The sequence below is a fragment of the Acidimicrobiales bacterium genome, assembly GCA_035533595.1.
Lineage (GTDB): Bacteria > Actinomycetota > Acidimicrobiia > Acidimicrobiales > Bog-793 > DATLTN01.
This window is the reverse complement of the sequence record DATLTN010000052.1, coordinates 65,696-81,712: the sequence shown is the minus strand read 5'-3', so window position 1 is coordinate 81,712 and position 16,017 is coordinate 65,696. Positions and strand designations below refer to the sequence as shown.

General features: G+C 71.8%; 11 protein-coding genes. 4 read left to right on the top strand and 7 right to left on the bottom strand.

The genetic code is table 11. The features are described 5' to 3' along the window. Window position 1: 1 nt before the first annotated feature. The 3 genes from VNF07_09895 to thiO are packed head-to-tail and all read right to left on the bottom strand — an operon-like array spanning window position 2 to window position 2,126. On the bottom strand, window positions 2-787 hold the full coding sequence (locus VNF07_09895; protein HVB06541.1) for a thiazole synthase: 786 nt from the start codon (window positions 785-787) through the stop codon (window positions 2-4). Beyond that, window positions 784-999: a sulfur carrier protein ThiS gene (gene thiS, locus VNF07_09890; protein ID HVB06540.1), complete on the bottom strand. Its 216-nt coding sequence runs from the start codon at window positions 997-999 to the stop codon at window positions 784-786. Before thiS ends, VNF07_09895 begins: the two co-directional genes overlap by 4 nt. Then, complete coding sequence (gene thiO, locus VNF07_09885; GenBank protein ID HVB06539.1) at window positions 996-2,126, bottom strand: glycine oxidase ThiO; 1,131 nt, start codon at window positions 2,124-2,126, stop codon at window positions 996-998. Before thiO ends, thiS begins: the two co-directional genes overlap by 4 nt. A gap of 422 nt (window positions 2,127-2,548) precedes the next feature. On the opposite strand from thiO, the gene VNF07_09880 reads away from it, so the two are divergent. Further along, on the top strand, window positions 2,549-3,241 hold the full coding sequence (locus VNF07_09880) for a tetratricopeptide repeat protein (GenBank protein ID HVB06538.1): 693 nt from the start codon (window positions 2,549-2,551) through the stop codon (window positions 3,239-3,241). Between the two features lie 158 nt (window positions 3,242-3,399). On the opposite strand, the gene VNF07_09875 is transcribed toward VNF07_09880, so the two are convergent. Beyond that, the gene (locus VNF07_09875; GenBank protein HVB06537.1) at window positions 3,400-3,621 is read right to left on the bottom strand and encodes a hypothetical protein; all 222 of its coding nucleotides are present in this window, start codon (window positions 3,619-3,621) and stop codon (window positions 3,400-3,402) included. Window positions 3,622-6,335: 2,714 nt separating this feature from the next. Here VNF07_09875 and gltB point away from each other — a divergent pair. Genes gltB through VNF07_09860 form a run of 3 tightly spaced genes read left to right on the top strand, consistent with a single transcriptional unit; the run spans window position 6,336 to window position 12,583 of the window. Beyond that, window positions 6,336-10,892, top strand: a complete 4,557-nt coding sequence (gltB, locus tag VNF07_09870; GenBank protein ID HVB06536.1) for a glutamate synthase large subunit — start codon at window positions 6,336-6,338, stop codon at window positions 10,890-10,892. After that, window positions 10,885-12,387 carry a glutamate synthase subunit beta gene (locus tag VNF07_09865; protein ID HVB06535.1) on the top strand — a complete coding sequence of 501 codons (1,503 nt, stop codon included), beginning with the start codon at window positions 10,885-10,887 and terminating at the stop codon, window positions 12,385-12,387. The genes gltB and VNF07_09865 overlap by 8 nt, the downstream gene beginning before the upstream one ends. 1 nt (window position 12,388) lies before the next feature. Next, complete coding sequence (locus VNF07_09860; GenBank protein ID HVB06534.1) at window positions 12,389-12,583, top strand: hypothetical protein; 195 nt, start codon at window positions 12,389-12,391, stop codon at window positions 12,581-12,583. Between the two features lie 9 nt (window positions 12,584-12,592). On the opposite strand, the gene VNF07_09855 is transcribed toward VNF07_09860, so the two are convergent. Genes VNF07_09855 through zwf form a run of 3 tightly spaced genes read right to left on the bottom strand, consistent with a single transcriptional unit; the run spans window position 12,593 to window position 15,961 of the window. Then, window positions 12,593-13,645: a TIGR00730 family Rossman fold protein gene (locus tag VNF07_09855; protein ID HVB06533.1), complete on the bottom strand. Its 1,053-nt coding sequence runs from the start codon at window positions 13,643-13,645 to the stop codon at window positions 12,593-12,595. A 56-nt stretch (window positions 13,646-13,701) separates the two neighbouring features. Then, window positions 13,702-14,382 (bottom strand): 6-phosphogluconolactonase, encoded by a 681-nt coding sequence (locus tag VNF07_09850; GenBank protein ID HVB06532.1) that lies wholly within the window; start codon window positions 14,380-14,382, stop codon window positions 13,702-13,704. A 28-nt stretch (window positions 14,383-14,410) separates the two neighbouring features. Continuing rightward, a complete protein-coding gene (gene zwf / locus VNF07_09845) occupies window positions 14,411-15,961 on the bottom strand; it encodes a glucose-6-phosphate dehydrogenase (protein HVB06531.1) in 1,551 nt (516 codons plus the stop codon). Window positions 15,962-16,017: the final 56 nt, after the last annotated feature.

The window sequence follows — 16,017 nt, the reverse complement described above, 5'->3', positions numbered from 1 at the left end:
CTCAGGCGAGCTCCGCCCGCCCCGACATCGGCGAGCTCGGCGTGGCGTGGTGGCGGACGGGGATCCGCCCCGCCGAGGCGGCGAGGCGTCCCGCCTCGACGGCGTGGGCGATCGCCGCGGCCATCCGCGCCGGCTCGCGCGCGCGGGTAATCGCGCTCGCGGCGAGGACCGCGTCGCAGCCGAGCTCCATCGCCCGCGCCGCGTCGGAGGCGGTGCCGATCCCGGCGTCGAGGACGACGGGCACCCCCGCGGCGGCGGTGATCATCTCGATGTTGCCGGGGTTGGAGATGCCGAGGCCGCTGCCGATCGGCGCGCCGAGCGGCATCACCGCGGCGCAGCCGACGGCCTCCAGGCGACGCGCCAGCACCGGGTCGTCGGTCGTGTACGGGAGCACGACGAAGCCCTCGTCGACCAGCTCCTCCGCGGCGACGAGGAGCTCGACGGCGTCGGGGAGGAGGGAGTGCTCGTCGCCGATCACCTCGAGCTTCACCCAGTCCGTGGCGAAGGCCTCGCGGGCCAGCTGCGCGGTGAGCACGGCTTCCTTCGCGGTGTGGCAGCCGGCGGTGTTCGGGAGCAGCGCAACACCCCGGCGGCGGATCACCTCGAGGAGGGTGCCGCTCGCGCCCGCCTCGATGCGACGCAGCGCGACGGTGACCATCGCCGGTGCGGCAGCGGCGATCACCGCATCGAGAACCTCGAGGCTGGAGACGCCGCCGGTGCCGAGGAGGAGGCGAGAGGAGAAGCTGCTGCCGGCGACCACGAGGTCGTCGGTGACGGGGCCGCTCACCCGCCCGCCACCGCGCCGAGGACCTCGAGGCGGTCGCCCGGTTTGACGGCTTCGGCCGCCCAGGAGCTGCGCGGCAGCACGACCCCGTTACGCGCCACGGCGCAGCCGTCGGGGGAGGCGACGAGCTCGGCGACGACCGAGGCGACCGTCGTCTCCTCGCGGAGGGGCACGGCCTCCCCGTTCAAGGTGAAAGCGCCACTGGACGCGGTCATCGGAGCGCCGGGGCGAAGCGGGCCGGGTCGAGCGGTGTGCTCCAGGCAGGCGGCGCGGTGCCGCTCAGCACCGCTTCCAGCACGGCAGCCGTCACCGGGGCGAGGAGGATCCCGTGGCGGTAGTGGCCGGTCGCGAGATAGAGGCCGGGGATCGAGGTCGCGCCGACGAGCGGCGCATTGTCCGGCGAGCCGGGGCGGGCGGCGGCGAAGCTCTCGAGGAGCTCGAACTCCTTCAGCGCCGGCAGCACCTGCACGGCGTCGCGCAGCAGCTCGTAGACGCCACCGACCGTGACGCGCCGGGGGTCGCCGTGCTCCTCGACGGTGGCGCCGACGACGACACGGCCGTCGCCGCGGGGGACGACGTAGACGGACTGGCCGCGCACGACTGCCCGCACCGTTCGGCTCAGCCAGGGGCCCGCGGCCGGGGTGCGCAGCCGGAGGATCTGGCCCTTCACCGGCCGCGGCTGCGGGAGGTCCGCCGGGGCGAACGGGGTGAGCGCCGCACCGCTCGCGAGCAGCGTGCGCGCCGCCGCGAGCTCGCGACCGCCACGGGTGCGCACGCCGCACACTCCGCCCTCGTCCTCGATGAGCGAGACCACCTCGTCGGTGAGGAAGGTCGCGCCCGCGCCCGCCGCCGCGGTCGCGAGCGCCGCGAGCAGGCGCCGGTTGTCGACCTGCCGGTCCCCGGCAGCGAAGAGCCCGCCGCTGATCGCCGGGTCGAGAAGGGGCTCGAGGGAGCGGCACTCGCTCGCCCGGCACCAGCGCGAATCGAGGCCGAGCTCGCGGTGGTACTCGAGGAGCTGCTCGAGCTGTGCCCGGTCCGAGCGGTCCGCCGCGACGAGGAGCGTGCCGCGCTGCTCGAGGCCGACGCTGAAGCCACTCGCCTGCTCGAGCGCGGCGGCGAAGGCGGGCCAGCCATCGGCGGCCCGCAGCGCGATCGCGGTGACGGCCTCCTCGCCGAAGGCGGCCTCGGTGACGGGGGCGATCATGCCGGCAGCGGCGTAGGAGGCGCCGCGCCCGGGGTGCGCGTCCACGACCACCACCCGTTGGCCGGTGCTCGCGAGCCTCCATGCCGCGGTGAGGCCGACGACGCCGGACCCGACAACGGCGAGGTCGAGAGCGGCCATACGGCCATCGTATGACGGGATCCGCGGCCCGCCGGCAGTCACCCGGGCCGCAATGCCCGCGTACGACATCGGAATGTCCAGATGCCCTTGAACACCCCTCGTCACCAAGTGCGCGCAGCGAGTGGTCGATAAGAGGAAGCATGCGGGCGCCGGAGAGCCAGATCAAAAATGGGTGCCACCTGGAATAGCAGGCGGTTCGGGGGAGTGCTGTGGCCGGGATCCCAAGCGCACGGCGCACATCCATTACCGCATTGAACAGGTGCTACGCAGAATCGCTTGTACAGTATTTCGGTGCGCGCATTGAGCGGCGGACGCGACGGCGCGCTCGGCGCGCCCGCTTACCCACCGGAATCCTCCGGCGATTTTCGACAGGCTGCCCGCGGGCGCGCCCTCGCGGCAGGGCTGCCGCGGAGCGCGCCGTCGTGAGCGCGCCGCCTGCTGCCCGGCCGGTGGGTGCTTTCGGCCCGCACATCCTGCCCAACACGGCAGCCGAGGTGCCGCGCCCGATCCGGGGCCGTTTCCGCGGCCGTCGCGCGCGTCGATTGCTCTTGGTGGTCGTGGTGCTCGCCGCGTTCGGCGGCGGAGTCGCGGTCGACCACTTCGCCGTGCCGGGGCACCGCACGGCGAGCACCTCAGCCCAGGAGAACCTCCTGTTCCAGCAGGCGGGCAACCTGCTGAGCGCCGGCAGGCTCTCTGCTGCCGAGAAGATCTATGTGAAGATCCTGAAGCTCGACCCGTTGAACAGCTTCGCCTACTACGACCTCGGGCTCATCTACCAGCAGGCCTCGGATCCGAGCGACGCGACGAGCGCCTACGAGAAGGCACTGCTGCTCAAGCCGGACTACCAGCCGGCGCTCTTCAATCTCGCGGAGATCGAGACGGTGACCAACCCAGCCGCCGCGATCAGTTTGTACGAGCAGATCCAGAAGCTTCCGAACCTGTCGCAACCCGCGGCCGTGGCGTTCAACCTGGGCCTGCTCCTCCTCCAGTCGGGGAAGACCTCCGAGGGATACGTGCAGATCGACTACGCGGTCTCGCTCGACAAGTCGCTGCTCGCGCGGATCCCATCGAAGTACCTGCCGCTGCCGGGAGAGAACGCGACCTCGACCACCTAGCTCGCGCCCTTAAGGCCTGTTCGCCTGCCAGGAATCAAATCCCAACGGCAACCTCATGGTCGGCCTCCGACCGTCGCAGCTATCAGCAGACCGGTCGCGTGGGGCACGTCTCTCCCTCGTGCCAGACACAGGCGAACCTTCCGGGTCCGACAAGGCCGTCAAGTACCGACGCAGATCCAGGAGACCTTGTCACCACTGGACGCCACCGTGACCGTGATCGACGTAGTGCTGGTGTTGACGATCTTCACCGCCGCGGGGGCCGGCCCCTTGGTCTGGTCAGTCCCGGCGCAGGCATAGGAGGTAGTGGAGGTGAAGCCGCTCCCTGCATCAAACGTAATCACGGTACTGGTGGCAGCAGTCGTGATCGTGCCGTAGTACATGTGCGGGTCGGTCTCGAGGGTCAGCCCGCTTGCACCCGTTGTTCCGTACGCTGAGATCAGACCCGTCGGACCGGCTGTGCCTTGACTTCCCGACGGTCCTGTAGCGCCAGATGCGCCAGTGGGCCCCATGACCCCGGTAGCCCCGCCACCCGTCGCGCCTGCAGCACCGGTCGCCCCGGTCAGGCCCGTCGGTCCCTGCACGCCGGTCGGGCCCGCACCTGTCGCGCCGACAGCACCAGTCGCCCCGGTGAGCCCCGTCGGTCCCTGCACGCCCGTCGGGCCCTGCAGGCCGGTCGCTCCCGGCGCACCGTTGCTCCCGGTCGCGCCAGCAGCGCCGCTCGATCCGTTGCCGCCGGCAGTTCCCGTAGCGCCGCTGACTCCGGTGGGTCCCTGGGCACCCGTCGGTCCCGCCGCGCCGGTCGCGCCGGTGAGACCCTGCGCGCCGGTGGCCCCGTTGGTGCCGGCAGCACCCGTCGCACCGTTGGCGCCGGCAGCACCCGTCGCACCGGTGAGACCCGTCGGTCCCTGGGCACCAGTCGGTCCCGCCACGCCGGTCGCGCCGGTGAGACCCTGCGCGCCGGTGGCCCCGTTGGTGCCGGCAGCACCCGTCGCACCGTTGGTGCCGGCAGCACCCGTCGCACCGTTGGTGCCGGCAGCACCAGTCGCGCCGGTGAGCCCCGTCGGTCCCTGGACACCAGTCGGTCCCGCCACGCCCGTCGCGCCGGTGGCGCCGGCAGCACCGGTTGCCCCATTGGTGCCGGCTGTGCCGGTGGCGCCATTGGATCCGGCAGCACCGGTCGCACCGTTGGATCCGGCAGCCCCGGTGGCGCCGGTGAGCCCCGTCGGTCCCTGGGCACCCGTCGGTCCCTGGGCACCAGTCGGTCCCGCCACGCCTGTCGCGCCGGTGAGACCCTGCGCGCCGGTGGCACCGCTGTTTCCCGCAGCCCCGGTGGCCCCATTGGCGCCGGCCACACCGGAGGCGCCGGAGGCGCCGTTGATGCCGGCAGCACCCGTCGCACCGTTGGTGCCGGCAGCACCAGTCGCGCCGGTGAGCCCCGTCGGTCCCTGGGTGCCAGTCGGTCCCGCCACGCCCGTCGCGCCGGTGAGACCCTGCGCGCCGGTGGCACCGCTGTTTCCGGCAGCCCCGGTGGCCCCATTGGCGCCGGTCGCACCGGTTGCTCCGTTGGCGCCGGCAGCGCCGGTGGCACCGTTGGACCCGGCAGCACCAGTCGCTCCGGTGAGCCCCGTCGGTCCCTGGGTACCAGTCGGTCCCTGGGTACCAGTCGGTCCCGCCGCGCCTGTCGCTCCGATGGGACCCTGTACGCCCGTGGCCCCGTTGGTGCCCGCAGCACCGGTCGCACCAGTTAGTCCGGTCGGTCCCGTTGACCCGGGCGCCCCCTGAGAGCCATTGGCGCCAGCCGGTCCCTGTGTTCCGGCTACTCCCTGGGCACCTGCGATTCCCTGGGCGCCCGCGGCTCCCACTGCACCGGCGGGCCCGACGGCGCCACGCGACCCCGCCGAGCCGGGAACGCCTTGCGGGCCCTGAGCACCTTGCGGACCCTGAGTTCCCGCGGGACCTGGAGGGCCGGCTGCTCCCGCGGCACCTTGTGCGCCTTGCGGGCCGGGGGCGCCGGGGGGTCCAGCGGGTCCCTGCGGACCCGTGGCGCCGTTCTGGCCATTTGCGCCAGCGGACCCTGTGGCACCGTTCAGAGCTGCCGCGTTCTCGTTTCCATTGATCGTGATGAACCCCGATGCGGGGTTGGTTCCGTTGCCCGTCGGATGGTTGGATGTCGCTGGGAGCGTGGTCGTCGTCGAGGGAATTGCCGGAGGGATCTTCGGAGCCGCTGCCTGACGGGCGAGAGCAGACGCCACGTTGCTCGTGATCGTGTCGACGGGAGTCGAGCCCGCCACGCCCGTGGGCCCGTTCGGGGAACTCGGTGTGCCGTTGCCGTTGGGGCTGCCGGTATGGATCGCGGCACTGTTCGAGAGCTGGCCAGATCGGTTGGTTACTAGACCGTAGGGGGAGAGGGGCCCCTGATTGGAGCTCGCCGCGAACGCAGCCTGCTCCGAGGTGAGGAGGGGGAGCGTCGAGCCGGTGCTGAGCAAGACGGCGCCGAGGGCAATGGCCGCGCGAGACCGCTGCTTGGGGGTGTACCGCCCACCCTTCGCAGTCTGCTTCTTGCTAGCCAACGGGTCTGCCCTAGCTCCACTCACCTGGCGTCCCAGGCAAGCAACCGATCTCTCTCCACGAAATAGCCGTCCTGCCCATGGAACTCTAATCGCTCTATGAAACGGCAAAATGCCACGGAAGTTCGAGGTATCGAATGCTCAAGATGGAGGTGTTTGCCGCGCATGACCGCCTTGAGTGGGAACATGACCACGCGACGTGGCGACAGGGTCACTGAACAGGCTAAAGCTGCGGGCAAGGGGGCGGTCGAAGGGGCGGAAAATCGATGGAGGGGGTCGGCGGCATATGGGAAACAGAGCGAACTTGACGAAATCTTGATGGAATCCTTATCTTCCACCGATTCTTCGAACTCGGCCTCACCGGCCTGTTCCAGCGGTGAGGCACCGTGGCGATGGCTCGGTGATGCTCCGAGGCGGGTCCGTGTCACGGCTGTGTTAAATTTGGTGCGTTCACTTCGGGCCGACGGCGTCCCGGTCAGTACGGGTGAGGGGTCTCCAGAAGGAGGCTTCCGACAGATGAGGGACGCATGAGCGAGGACCCGGGCCTGAAGGGCCTGTATTCAGACCGCTTCGAACACGACGCCTGCGGTGTGGGCTTCGTCGCCGACTTGAACCGGCGGCCCCGCCACGAGACCGTCGACCTCGGCCTGCAGGCGCTCGAGAACCTGCGCCACCGCGGCGCATTCGGAGCCGACCCCGAGACCGGTGACGGGGCGGGCATCCTCATCCAGCTGCCGCACCGCTTCTACGCGGAGGTTCTCGACGTCCCCCTGCCCGCCGCCGGGCGCTACGCCACCGGCATCGCCTTCCTCCCCGCCGAGCCGGCCGCGGCGGCCGCGGCGCGGGAGGCGGTCGCGGCGATCGCCGAGGAAGAGGGCCTCGACGTCCTCACGTGGCGGCCGGTCCCGGTGGTCCTCAGCGAGGCGGGTGCCGGGGCGCAGCAGGTGGCGCCCCAGTTCTCGCAGCTCTTCCTCGTGCCGAGGACGACCACCGTGCTCTCGGACGACCTCGCGCTGGAGCGGCTCGCCTACGTCGTGCGCAAGCGCGTCGAGCACGCCGTGGCCGGGGTGTACTTCCCCTCGCTCTCCAGCCGAACGATCGTCTACAAGGGCATGCTCTCCACCGAGCAGCTGCGCCGCTTCTACCCGGACCTGTCCGACGAGCGCGTCGAGAGCTCGCTCGCGCTCGTCCACTCCCGCTTCTCGACCAACACCTTCCCCTCCTGGCCGCTCGCCCATCCGTACCGGTTGGTGGCGCACAACGGCGAGATCAACACCCTGGCCGGCAACCGCAACTGGATGCGCGCCCGCGAATCGCTCCTCGCGACCGACCGCTTCGGCGAGGACCTCGGGCGCCTCTTCCCCGTGATCAGCCCGGGCGCTTCGGACTCGGCCTCCTTCGACGAGGTCCTCGAGCTGCTGCACCTCTCCGGTCGCTCGCTGCCGCACGCGGTGCTGATGATGATCCCCGAGGCGTGGGAGAACCACAGGGAGATGGACGCCGCTCGCAAGGCCTTCTACCGCTACCACGGCTGTCTCATGGAGCCGTGGGACGGCCCGGCGGCCGTTGCCTTCACGGACGGCACGCTGGTCGGCGCCGTCCTCGACCGCAACGGGCTGCGCCCCGCCCGCTACTGGGTGCGCGACGACGGTCTCGTCGTGCTCGCCTCCGAGGTCGGGGTGATTGAGATGGAGCCCGAGCGCATCGTCCGCAAGGGTCGCCTGCAGCCGGGACGGATGTTCCTCGTCGACACGGCCGCTGGCCGCATCGTCGACGACGCGGAGGTAAAGGCGGACCTCGCCGCGGCCGCGCCGTACGGCGAGTGGCTGGAGGAGCACCTCCTGCAAATCGCGGACCTGCCGCCCAAGCGCGCCCTCGTCCCGCAGCACGGCTCGATCGTCGACCAGCAGCGCCTCTTCGGCTACACCAACGAGGAGCTGCGGCTGATCCTCGGGCCGATGGCCCGCTCCGGCTACGAGCCCGTCGGCTCGATGGGCTCGGACACGCCGATCCCGGTCCTCTCGGACCGGCCGCGGCTGCTCTTCGACTACTTCACCCAGCTCTTCGCGCAGGTCACCAACCCGCCGCTCGACGCGCTGAAGGAGGAGCTCGTCACCTCGCTCTCCGCGACGGTCGGCCCGGAGCGCAACCTCCTCGCCCCCGAGCCGGAGTCCTGCCGACAGATCACCCTCGACTTCCCGGTGATCGACGACAACGACCTCGCGAAGCTCCTCTATGTGAACGACGAGGGGGAGACCCCCGGCTTTCGTTCGTTCGCGATCGACGGCCTCTACCCCGTCGGGGAGGGCGGCGCGGGGCTCGCGGCGGCGATCGAGCGGATCTGCGGCGAGGTGCTCGCGGCGATCGAGGAGGGCACGAACGTCGTGATCCTCTCGGACCGCCACGCCTCGGCCGAGCTCGCACCGATCCCCTCACTGCTGCTCACCGCCGCGGTCCATCACCACCTGGTGCGCGAGCGGGCCCGCACCCGCACCGGGCTCGTCGTCGAGACCGGTGAGGCGCGCGAGGTCCATCACATGGCGCTCCTCGTCGGCTACGGCGCCGCCGCGGTGAACCCCTACCTCGCCGTCGAGACGGTCGCCGAGATGGCGCGTCGCGGCGAGCTCGGCGCGACGACAGAGCGCGCCGCCGTCCAGCACTACATCAAGGCCGCCGGGAAGGGTGTCTTGAAGGTGATGTCGAAGATGGGCATCTCGACGATCGCCTCCTATACCGGCGCGCAGGTCTTCGAAGCCGTCGGCCTCGAGCGCGGGCTCGTCGACCGTTACTTCACCGGCACGACGAGCCACCTCGGGGGCTCGGATCTCGAGGTCATCGCCGCCGAAGCGGCGCGGCGCCACCACCTGGCCTTCCCCGACCGGCCGAGCGAGCTCGCGCACCGCGAGATCGAGGTCGGCGGCGAGTACCAGTGGCGGCGTGAGGGGGAGTACCACCTCTTCAACCCGAAGACCGTCTTCAAGCTGCAGCACGCGACGCGCGCCAAGCGCTACGAGATCTTCAAGGAGTACACGCACCTCGTCGACGAGCAGGCCGAGCAGCTCGCCACCCTGCGGGGCCTGCTGCGGCTGCGCACCGGCGAGGGGGCGCCCCGGCCGCCGATCCGGATCGAAGAGGTCGAGCCGGTGGAGGCGATCGTCCGCCGTTTCTCGACGGGCGCGATGTCCTACGGCTCGATCTCGGCAGAGGCCCACGAGACGCTGGCGATCGCGATGAACCGCCTCGGCGGCAAGTCGAACACCGGCGAGGGCGGCGAGGACCCGGCGCGCTTCGTCCCCGACGAGAACGGGGACTCCCGCCGCTCGGCGATCAAGCAGGTCGCCTCGGGGCGCTTCGGGGTGACGAGCAACTACCTCGTGAACGCGGACGACCTGCAGATCAAGATGGCACAGGGCGCCAAGCCCGGCGAGGGCGGCCAGCTGCCCGGCGGGAAGGTCTGGCCGTGGATCGCCCGCACCCGCTACTCGACGCCGGGCGTCGGCCTCATCTCTCCGCCACCGCACCACGACATCTACTCGATCGAGGATCTCGCCCAGCTCATCCACGACCTGAAGAACGCGAACGACCGGGCGCGGGTACACGTGAAGCTCGTCGCCGAGGTGGGTGTCGGCACGGTCGCGGCCGGGGTCGCGAAGGCGCACGCCGACGTGGTGCTCATCTCCGGTTACGACGGCGGGACGGGCGCCGCGCCGCTCACCTCGCTGAAGCACGCCGGCTCGCCGTGGGAGATCGGCCTCGCCGAGACCCAGCAGACGCTGGTGCGCAACGCGCTGCGGGACCGCATCGTCGTGCAGGTCGACGGCCAGCTGAAGACCGGCCGCGACGTGGTGATCGCGGCGCTGCTCGGCGCAGAGGAGTTCGGCTTCGCCTCCGCGCCGCTCGTCGTCTCGGGCTGCGTGATGATGCGCGTCTGTCACCTCGACACCTGCCCGGTCGGCATCGCCACCCAGAACCCCGAGCTGCGCAAGCGCTTCAACGGCAAGCCGGAGTTCGTCGAGACCTTCTTCCGCTACCTCGCCGAGGAGGTGCGCGAGCACCTCGCCGCCCTCGGCTACGCGACCATCGAGGAGGCCGTCGGCCACGTCGAGTCGCTCGACACCACCGAGGCGGTCGGCCACTGGAAGGCGCAGGGCCTCGACCTCTCGCCGCTGCTCGTCGCCGCCGAGCCCTTCCACGGCTCGACCGAGCTGCACAAGGTGCGCGACCAGGACCACGGCCTCGCCCTCGCCCTCGACAACGTCCTCATCGCCGAGGCGCGCGCCGCCCTAGAGGACGCGAAGCCGGTACAGATCGAGCACGAGGTGCGCAACACCAACCGCACCGTCGGCACGATGCTCGGCGCCGAGGTGACCCGCCGCTACGGCGCGGACGGCCTCCCGGATGCGACGATCCGCGTGCTGCTCACCGGCTCGGCGGGGCAGAGCCTCGCCGCCTTCCTGCCGGCGGGGATCGAGATCACCCTCTTCGGGGACGCGAACGACTACCTCGCGAAGGGCCTTTCCGGTGGGCGCGTCGTGCTGCGCCCGCCCCGCGGCGCGACCTTCGCGGCGGCGGAGAACATCATCGCCGGCAACGTCTGCGCCTACGGGGCGACCGGCGGGGAGCTGTTCATCTCCGGTCAGGTCGGCGAGCGCTTCTGCGTGCGCAACTCGGGGGCGACGGCCGTCGTCGAGGGGGTCGGCGACCACGCCTGTGAGTACATGACCGGAGGGCGCGTCGTCATCCTCGGTGCGACCGGCCGCAACGTCGCGGCGGGGATGTCGGGGGGCATCGCCTACATCCACGACCCCGACGACCTCCTCCGGCTCCGCCTGAACACCGAGCTCGTCGACGTCGAGGTCCCCGACGAGGGCGACCGCCGCTTCCTGCTCGACCTCATCGAGCGCCACCGCGACCTCACCGGCTCCCAGCGCGCCGCCGAGCTGCTCGAGTCCCCGGACGAGAGCCTCTCGGCCTTCAAGAAGGTGATGCCCCGCGACTACCGGCGGGTCCTCGAGATCACCCGCCTCGCCATCGAGCGGGGGGAGTCGGTCGACGACGCGATCATGGCGGCCGTCGGTGGCTGATCCCCGGGGCTTCCTCCGCCTCGAGCGCGAGGGGCCGAAGCGCCGCCCGGTCGCCGAGCGGCTGCAGGACTGGCGCGAGGTCTACCTCCCCTTCGGCGACGGCCAGCTGAAGGACCAGGCGGCGCGCTGCATGGACTGCGGCATCCCCTTCTGCCACGAGGGCTGCCCGCTCGGGAACCTCATCCCCGAGTGGAATGACCTCGTCTGGCGCGACGAGATGCCCGAGGCGAGCGACCGCCTGCACGCGACGAACAACTTTCCTGAGTTCACCGGCCGCCTCTGCCCGGCCCCTTGCGAGGGGTCCTGCGTCCTCGGCATCTCCGAGGAGCCCGTCTCGATCAAGCAGGTCGAGGTGGAGATCGCCAGCTGGAGCCAGGCGCGCGGCCTCGCCCCACAGCCACCGACGACGCAGACCGGCAAGCGGGTCGCCGTCGTCGGCTCCGGCCCCTCGGGGCTCGCCGCCGCGCAGCAGCTCACCCGCGCCGGCCACGAGGTCGTCGTCTTCGAGCGCGCCGAGCAGCCGGGCGGCCTCGTCCGCTACGGGGTCCCGGAGTTCAAGCTCGAGAAGCACGTCATCGACCAGCGGATCGCGCAGATGGAGGCGGAGGGGACGCGCTTTCGCCTGCGCACCGTGGTCGGCGCCGCCGGCGCGACCGAGGTCCCCGGAGCCGCCGCGGCCGAGGGCCTCACCGTCGTCGACGCCGCGACCCTCACCGCCGAGTTCGACGCGATCCTCCTCGCCGTCGGCTCGACGCGGCCCCGCGACCTCGAAGTCCCCGGCCGCGAGCTCTCCGGTGTGCACTTCGCGATGGACTACCTGAAGGGCGCGAACCTCGTCTGCGAGGGGGTGCTCGCCGAACCGCCGATCACCGCCGCGGGAAAGCAGGTGGTGATCATCGGGGGCGGCGACACCGGCGCCGACTGCCTCGGCACCGTGCACCGCCAGGGGGCGGCCGGGGTCACCCAAATCGAGATCCTCCCCGAGCCCCCGGCGAGCCGCGCCGCGGGCAACCCGTGGCCGACCTGGCCGGTGATCCTTCGCAGCGCCGCCGCCCACGAGGAGGGCGGGGAGCGCCTCTACTCCCTCGCCACCTCCTCGCTCGAGGGCGACGGCGCGAGCGCGGTGCGCGGCCTCTCGGTGAGCCAGGTGACCCGCGCCGCGGACGGCCCCGGCTTCGACCCGCTGCCCGGCAGCGAGCGTCTCCTAGAGGCCGACCTCGTGCTCCTCGCGCTCGGCTTCCTCGGCCCCGAGCAGCAGGGGGTCGTCGGCGAGCTCGGCTGCGAGCTCAACGCGCGCGGCAACATCGCCGTCGACGGCCGCTTCATGACGAGCGTCGAGGGGGTCTTCGCCTGCGGGGACTGCCAGCGCGGGCAGAGCCTGATCGTCTGGGCGATCGCCGAGGGGCGCTCCGCCGCGGCCGCGCTCGACGCCTACCTGACCGGCGCGAGCGACCTCCCGGCGCCGCTCCGTCCCGGGGCCGTCGCCCTCATCTGAGGTGGCGAGCGAGGAGACCCTCGACGAGCTGCGCGCCGCCCTCGAGGGGCTGGTGTCGCGCCTCGACGACCTGATCTACGACGAGCTCGCCGAGGCGGTCGACGACGGCCAGCGGGAACGGCCTGCGCTCGAACGGCGCCTCACGAGGGTGCGCAACGCCCTCGTGAGGGCACGCGCCCTGCTCAGCGAGGAGTGAGCCGAGGCCTCAGGCCTCGTCGGTGGGCGAGGGCGGCAGCGAGCCGAGCTCGTCGGCGTGCAACGGCGCGAGGGCGTTCAGCGCGTCGATCAGCTGGCGCAGCCGGGAGTGGCGCGAGCGGTCGAACTCGAGCGCGATGCGCGCCAGCTCGAGGTGGTCGTGATCGGCGCGCTCGGGGGGGAGGGGGTCGGTGGCGTAGATGCCGCGGGTCCCGCAGAGGTCGGCGAAGCGCTCGGTGAGCTCGGCGAGCTGCACCGCGCTCGGCGCGTGGTGCAGGCGCAGCACCATCGTCTCGCCGACGAAGCGACGGGAGTGGTAGTTGCGGTAGAAGCCGAGAAGCTCCTCGATCGCGTCGTCGACGTCGTCGGTGATCCGGTAGAGCGAGGCGTCGGCGGCGTCGGCCAGGCCCCGCGCGTAGACCACGCCGGAGACGAACTCCTCCCATGCACTCCAGTAGCGGCCGTTCGGCGTGTCGACAAGCACGATCGGCGCCGGCTCGGCCTTGCCCGTCTGCAGCAGGGTGAGCAGCTCGAAGGCCTCGTCGAGGGTGCCGAAGCCACCCGGCAGGACGAGGAAGCCGGCGGACTCCTTCATCAGCATCAGCTTGCGGGTGAAGAAGTACTTCATCTCGACGAGCTTGTCTCCGACGTCGATCCAGGAGTTCGCCTCGGTCTCGAATGGGAGCCGGATGTTCACGCCGATCGTCATCGCCCGCCCCGCACCCTCGTTGCCGGCGGCCATGATCCCCGGCCCCGCGCCGGTGACCACCATGCACCCCTTCTCGGCGAGGCGGCGGGCGAGCTCGCGGGTGAGCGTGTAGAGGCCGTCGGAGGGGGCGGTGCGGGCGGAGCCGAAGATCGTCACCTTCGGCACCTCGCGGAAGGGGGCGAAGATCCGGAAGGCGTTGGCCATCTCGGAGAGCGCGGCGCGGGCGATCTTCAGGTCGAGGCGGCTCGCTTCCTCGCGGGCGAGGCCGAGGGTGGCGGCGACGATCTCGCGGAGCAGGTCGCGGTTGCGCCGCACGCCGCTCGTCGCGATGAGGGCATCGGCGAGCTCGAGCACCGTCGGCGCCCCGCCCGGCGCGGCGGGCGGCGTACCCGACGCGCCAGAGGGCTCGGTCAAGAGAGCCCGGCCGCGGCCGCCTCGTCGCAGAGCCAGAGCACCGAGGAGGAGTCGACGCGCGCCGCCGGCAGGTCCTCTCCGGCGTCGACCTTCGCGAGCGCGTCGGCTTTGTCGGCGCCGGTCACCGTCATCACAAGGCGCGGGATCGCCGCGAGGGCGGCGAAGGTGAGGCTGAGGCGGGGGTGGACGTTGCGGCCGGAGGGGTCGACGTTGTCGACCACCAGCCGGTCGGCGGGGGCGGCGAGCCCCGGGGAGTGGGGGAACAGCGAGGCAGTGTGGCCGTCGGGGCCCATCCCGAGCTGCGCGAGGTGGTAGGTGCCCTCGTTGCGGAGGATCTCCTCGTAGGCCGCGGCGCCGAGCGAGCAGTCCATCACCGCGAAGCGCGCCAGCCCTGAGAGGCGCGGCGCGAGCGCCTCGCGCAGCGTCTGCTGGTTCGCCTCGGGCGAGTCCGGAGCGACGCAGCGCTCGTCGACGAAGTAGCAGGCGAGCCGCCCCCAGGGGACGGTGTCGTTCTCCGCCAGGCGAGCGAAGGCGCGCGCCGCCGAGGAGGAGCCGGAGCAGCCGATGCGGAAGGCCGCCGGCGCGTCCGCGGCGCCGAGCACCCGGTCGATCTCGATCGCGACCACCTCCGCGAAGACGCCCGGGACGTCGTCGACGACCCGCACCTCGCCGATCACCGGCGCACCCGGCCGGGCGTCGGGGCGCTCACGGATTCCGCCATTGGTGACCTCTCGCCTCGATGAGCCGCTCGGCCTCGACCGGCCCCCAGCTGCCCGCCACGTAGCGGGCGAGGGGCGGCTCGGCGTCGGCGAAGGAGGCCTGGATCGGCGAGACGATCGCCCACGCCTGGTCGACCTCGTCGGTGCGGATGAACAGCATCGGGTCGCCGAGCATCGCGTCGAGGAGGAGGCGCTCGTAGGCGTCGGCGTTCTCGCCCGGGAAGGTCTCGGAGTAGTTGAACTCCATCGACACGCTGCGCACCCGGAAGGCCGGGCCGGGCACCTTGGCACCGAACGAGAGGCTGATCCCCTCGTCGGGCTGAATCCGCAGCGTGAGCGCGTCGGGGCGCAGGTCGCGGGCGAGGCGGCCGGCGAAGGCGAGGTGCGGAGGGCGGTCGAAGACCATCGACACCTCCGTCGCCCGCTTCTTCAGCCGCTTGCCCGTACGCACGAAGATCGGCACGCCGGCCCAGCGCCAGTTGTCGACGTTCAGCGACATCGCGACGAAGGTCTCGGTCTGGCTGGCGGGGTCGACGCCCTCCTCCTCGCGGTAGCCGGGCACCTCCTCCCCGTCGATCGCGCCGCGCACGTACTGTCCACGCACGACGTTGTTCACCTCCTCCTCGACAGAGGGGATCACCACCGAGCGCAGCAGCTTCACCTTCTCGTCGCGGATCGCGGTGGCGTCCATCGTCGGGGGCGGCTCCATCAAGGTGAGCGCGAGGACCTGCATCACGTGGTTCTGCACGATGTCGCGTAGCGCCCCCGCGTGCTCGTAGAAGTTGCCGCGATGCTCGACCCCGAGGCTCTCACCCACCGTGACCTGCACGTGGTCGACGTAGCGGCGGTTCCAGATCGGCTCGAAGATCGAGTTCGCGAAGCGCAGGGCGAGGACGTTCAGCACCGTCTCCTTGCCCATGTAGTGGTCTATGCGGAAGATCTGCTCCTCGGCGAAGCAGCCGTGCAGCGCGGCGTCGAGCTCGTGGGCGGAGGCGAGGTCCGAGCCGAAAGGCTTCTCGACGACGAGGCGGGCGAAGGTGCCCCCCTCGGCCGGGCGGTTCAGCTCCTCCTTGGCGAGCCCCTGCGCGACCGTCAAGAACAGCGCCGGGATGGTCGCCAGGTAGTAGACCCGGTTGCCGGAGGTGCCGGCCTGATGGTCGAGCTCCTCGAGCACGGCGCGCAGGCGGCTGAAGGTCGCGGGGTCGCCGTAGTCGCCGCTCACGTAGCGGAAGTTGGGGAGGACCTTCTTCCACCGCTCCGCCTCGTGGGGGGGCGCAGCCTCCTCGCAGAGCTTGCGGAACTCCTCGTCGCTGAGCTCGGTGCGCGCCACGCCGACCACCGAGAACTCGGCCGGCAGCGTGCCGCGGGCGGCGAGCGCGCCGAGGGCGGGGAGGATCTTGCGGTGCGCGAGGTCACCGGAGGCGCCGAATATCACGAGCGCGAGCGGGTCGGCGCGACGCGAGAGCCCGGCATCGAGCTCCACGACTTCGCCGCCGTGCCCGGGTGGGTCGGGGAGCATCGCGGCTTCGGTGGACATCGTCTTGTTCCTCCTCGGGCGGACCCCGACGAGACCCTATCGGCGCGCAGCGTCGC

What these genes read in the sequence shown, in the direction of transcription:
- zwf (HVB06531.1), bottom strand. Translation starts at nt 15,961, where the DNA reads ATGTCCACCGAAGCCGCGATGCTCCCCGACCCACCCGGGCACGGCGGC.
- thiO (HVB06539.1), bottom strand. Translation starts at nt 2,126, where the DNA reads ATGGCCGCTCTCGACCTCGCCGTTGTCGGGTCCGGCGTCGTCGGCCTC.
- gltB (HVB06536.1), top strand. Translation starts at nt 6,336, where the DNA reads ATGAGCGAGGACCCGGGCCTGAAGGGCCTGTATTCAGACCGCTTCGAA.
- thiS (HVB06540.1), bottom strand. Translation starts at nt 999, where the DNA reads ATGACCGCGTCCAGTGGCGCTTTCACCTTGAACGGGGAGGCCGTGCCC.
- VNF07_09875 (HVB06537.1), bottom strand. Translation starts at nt 3,621, where the DNA reads ATGTACTACGGCACGATCACGACTGCTGCCACCAGTACCGTGATTACG.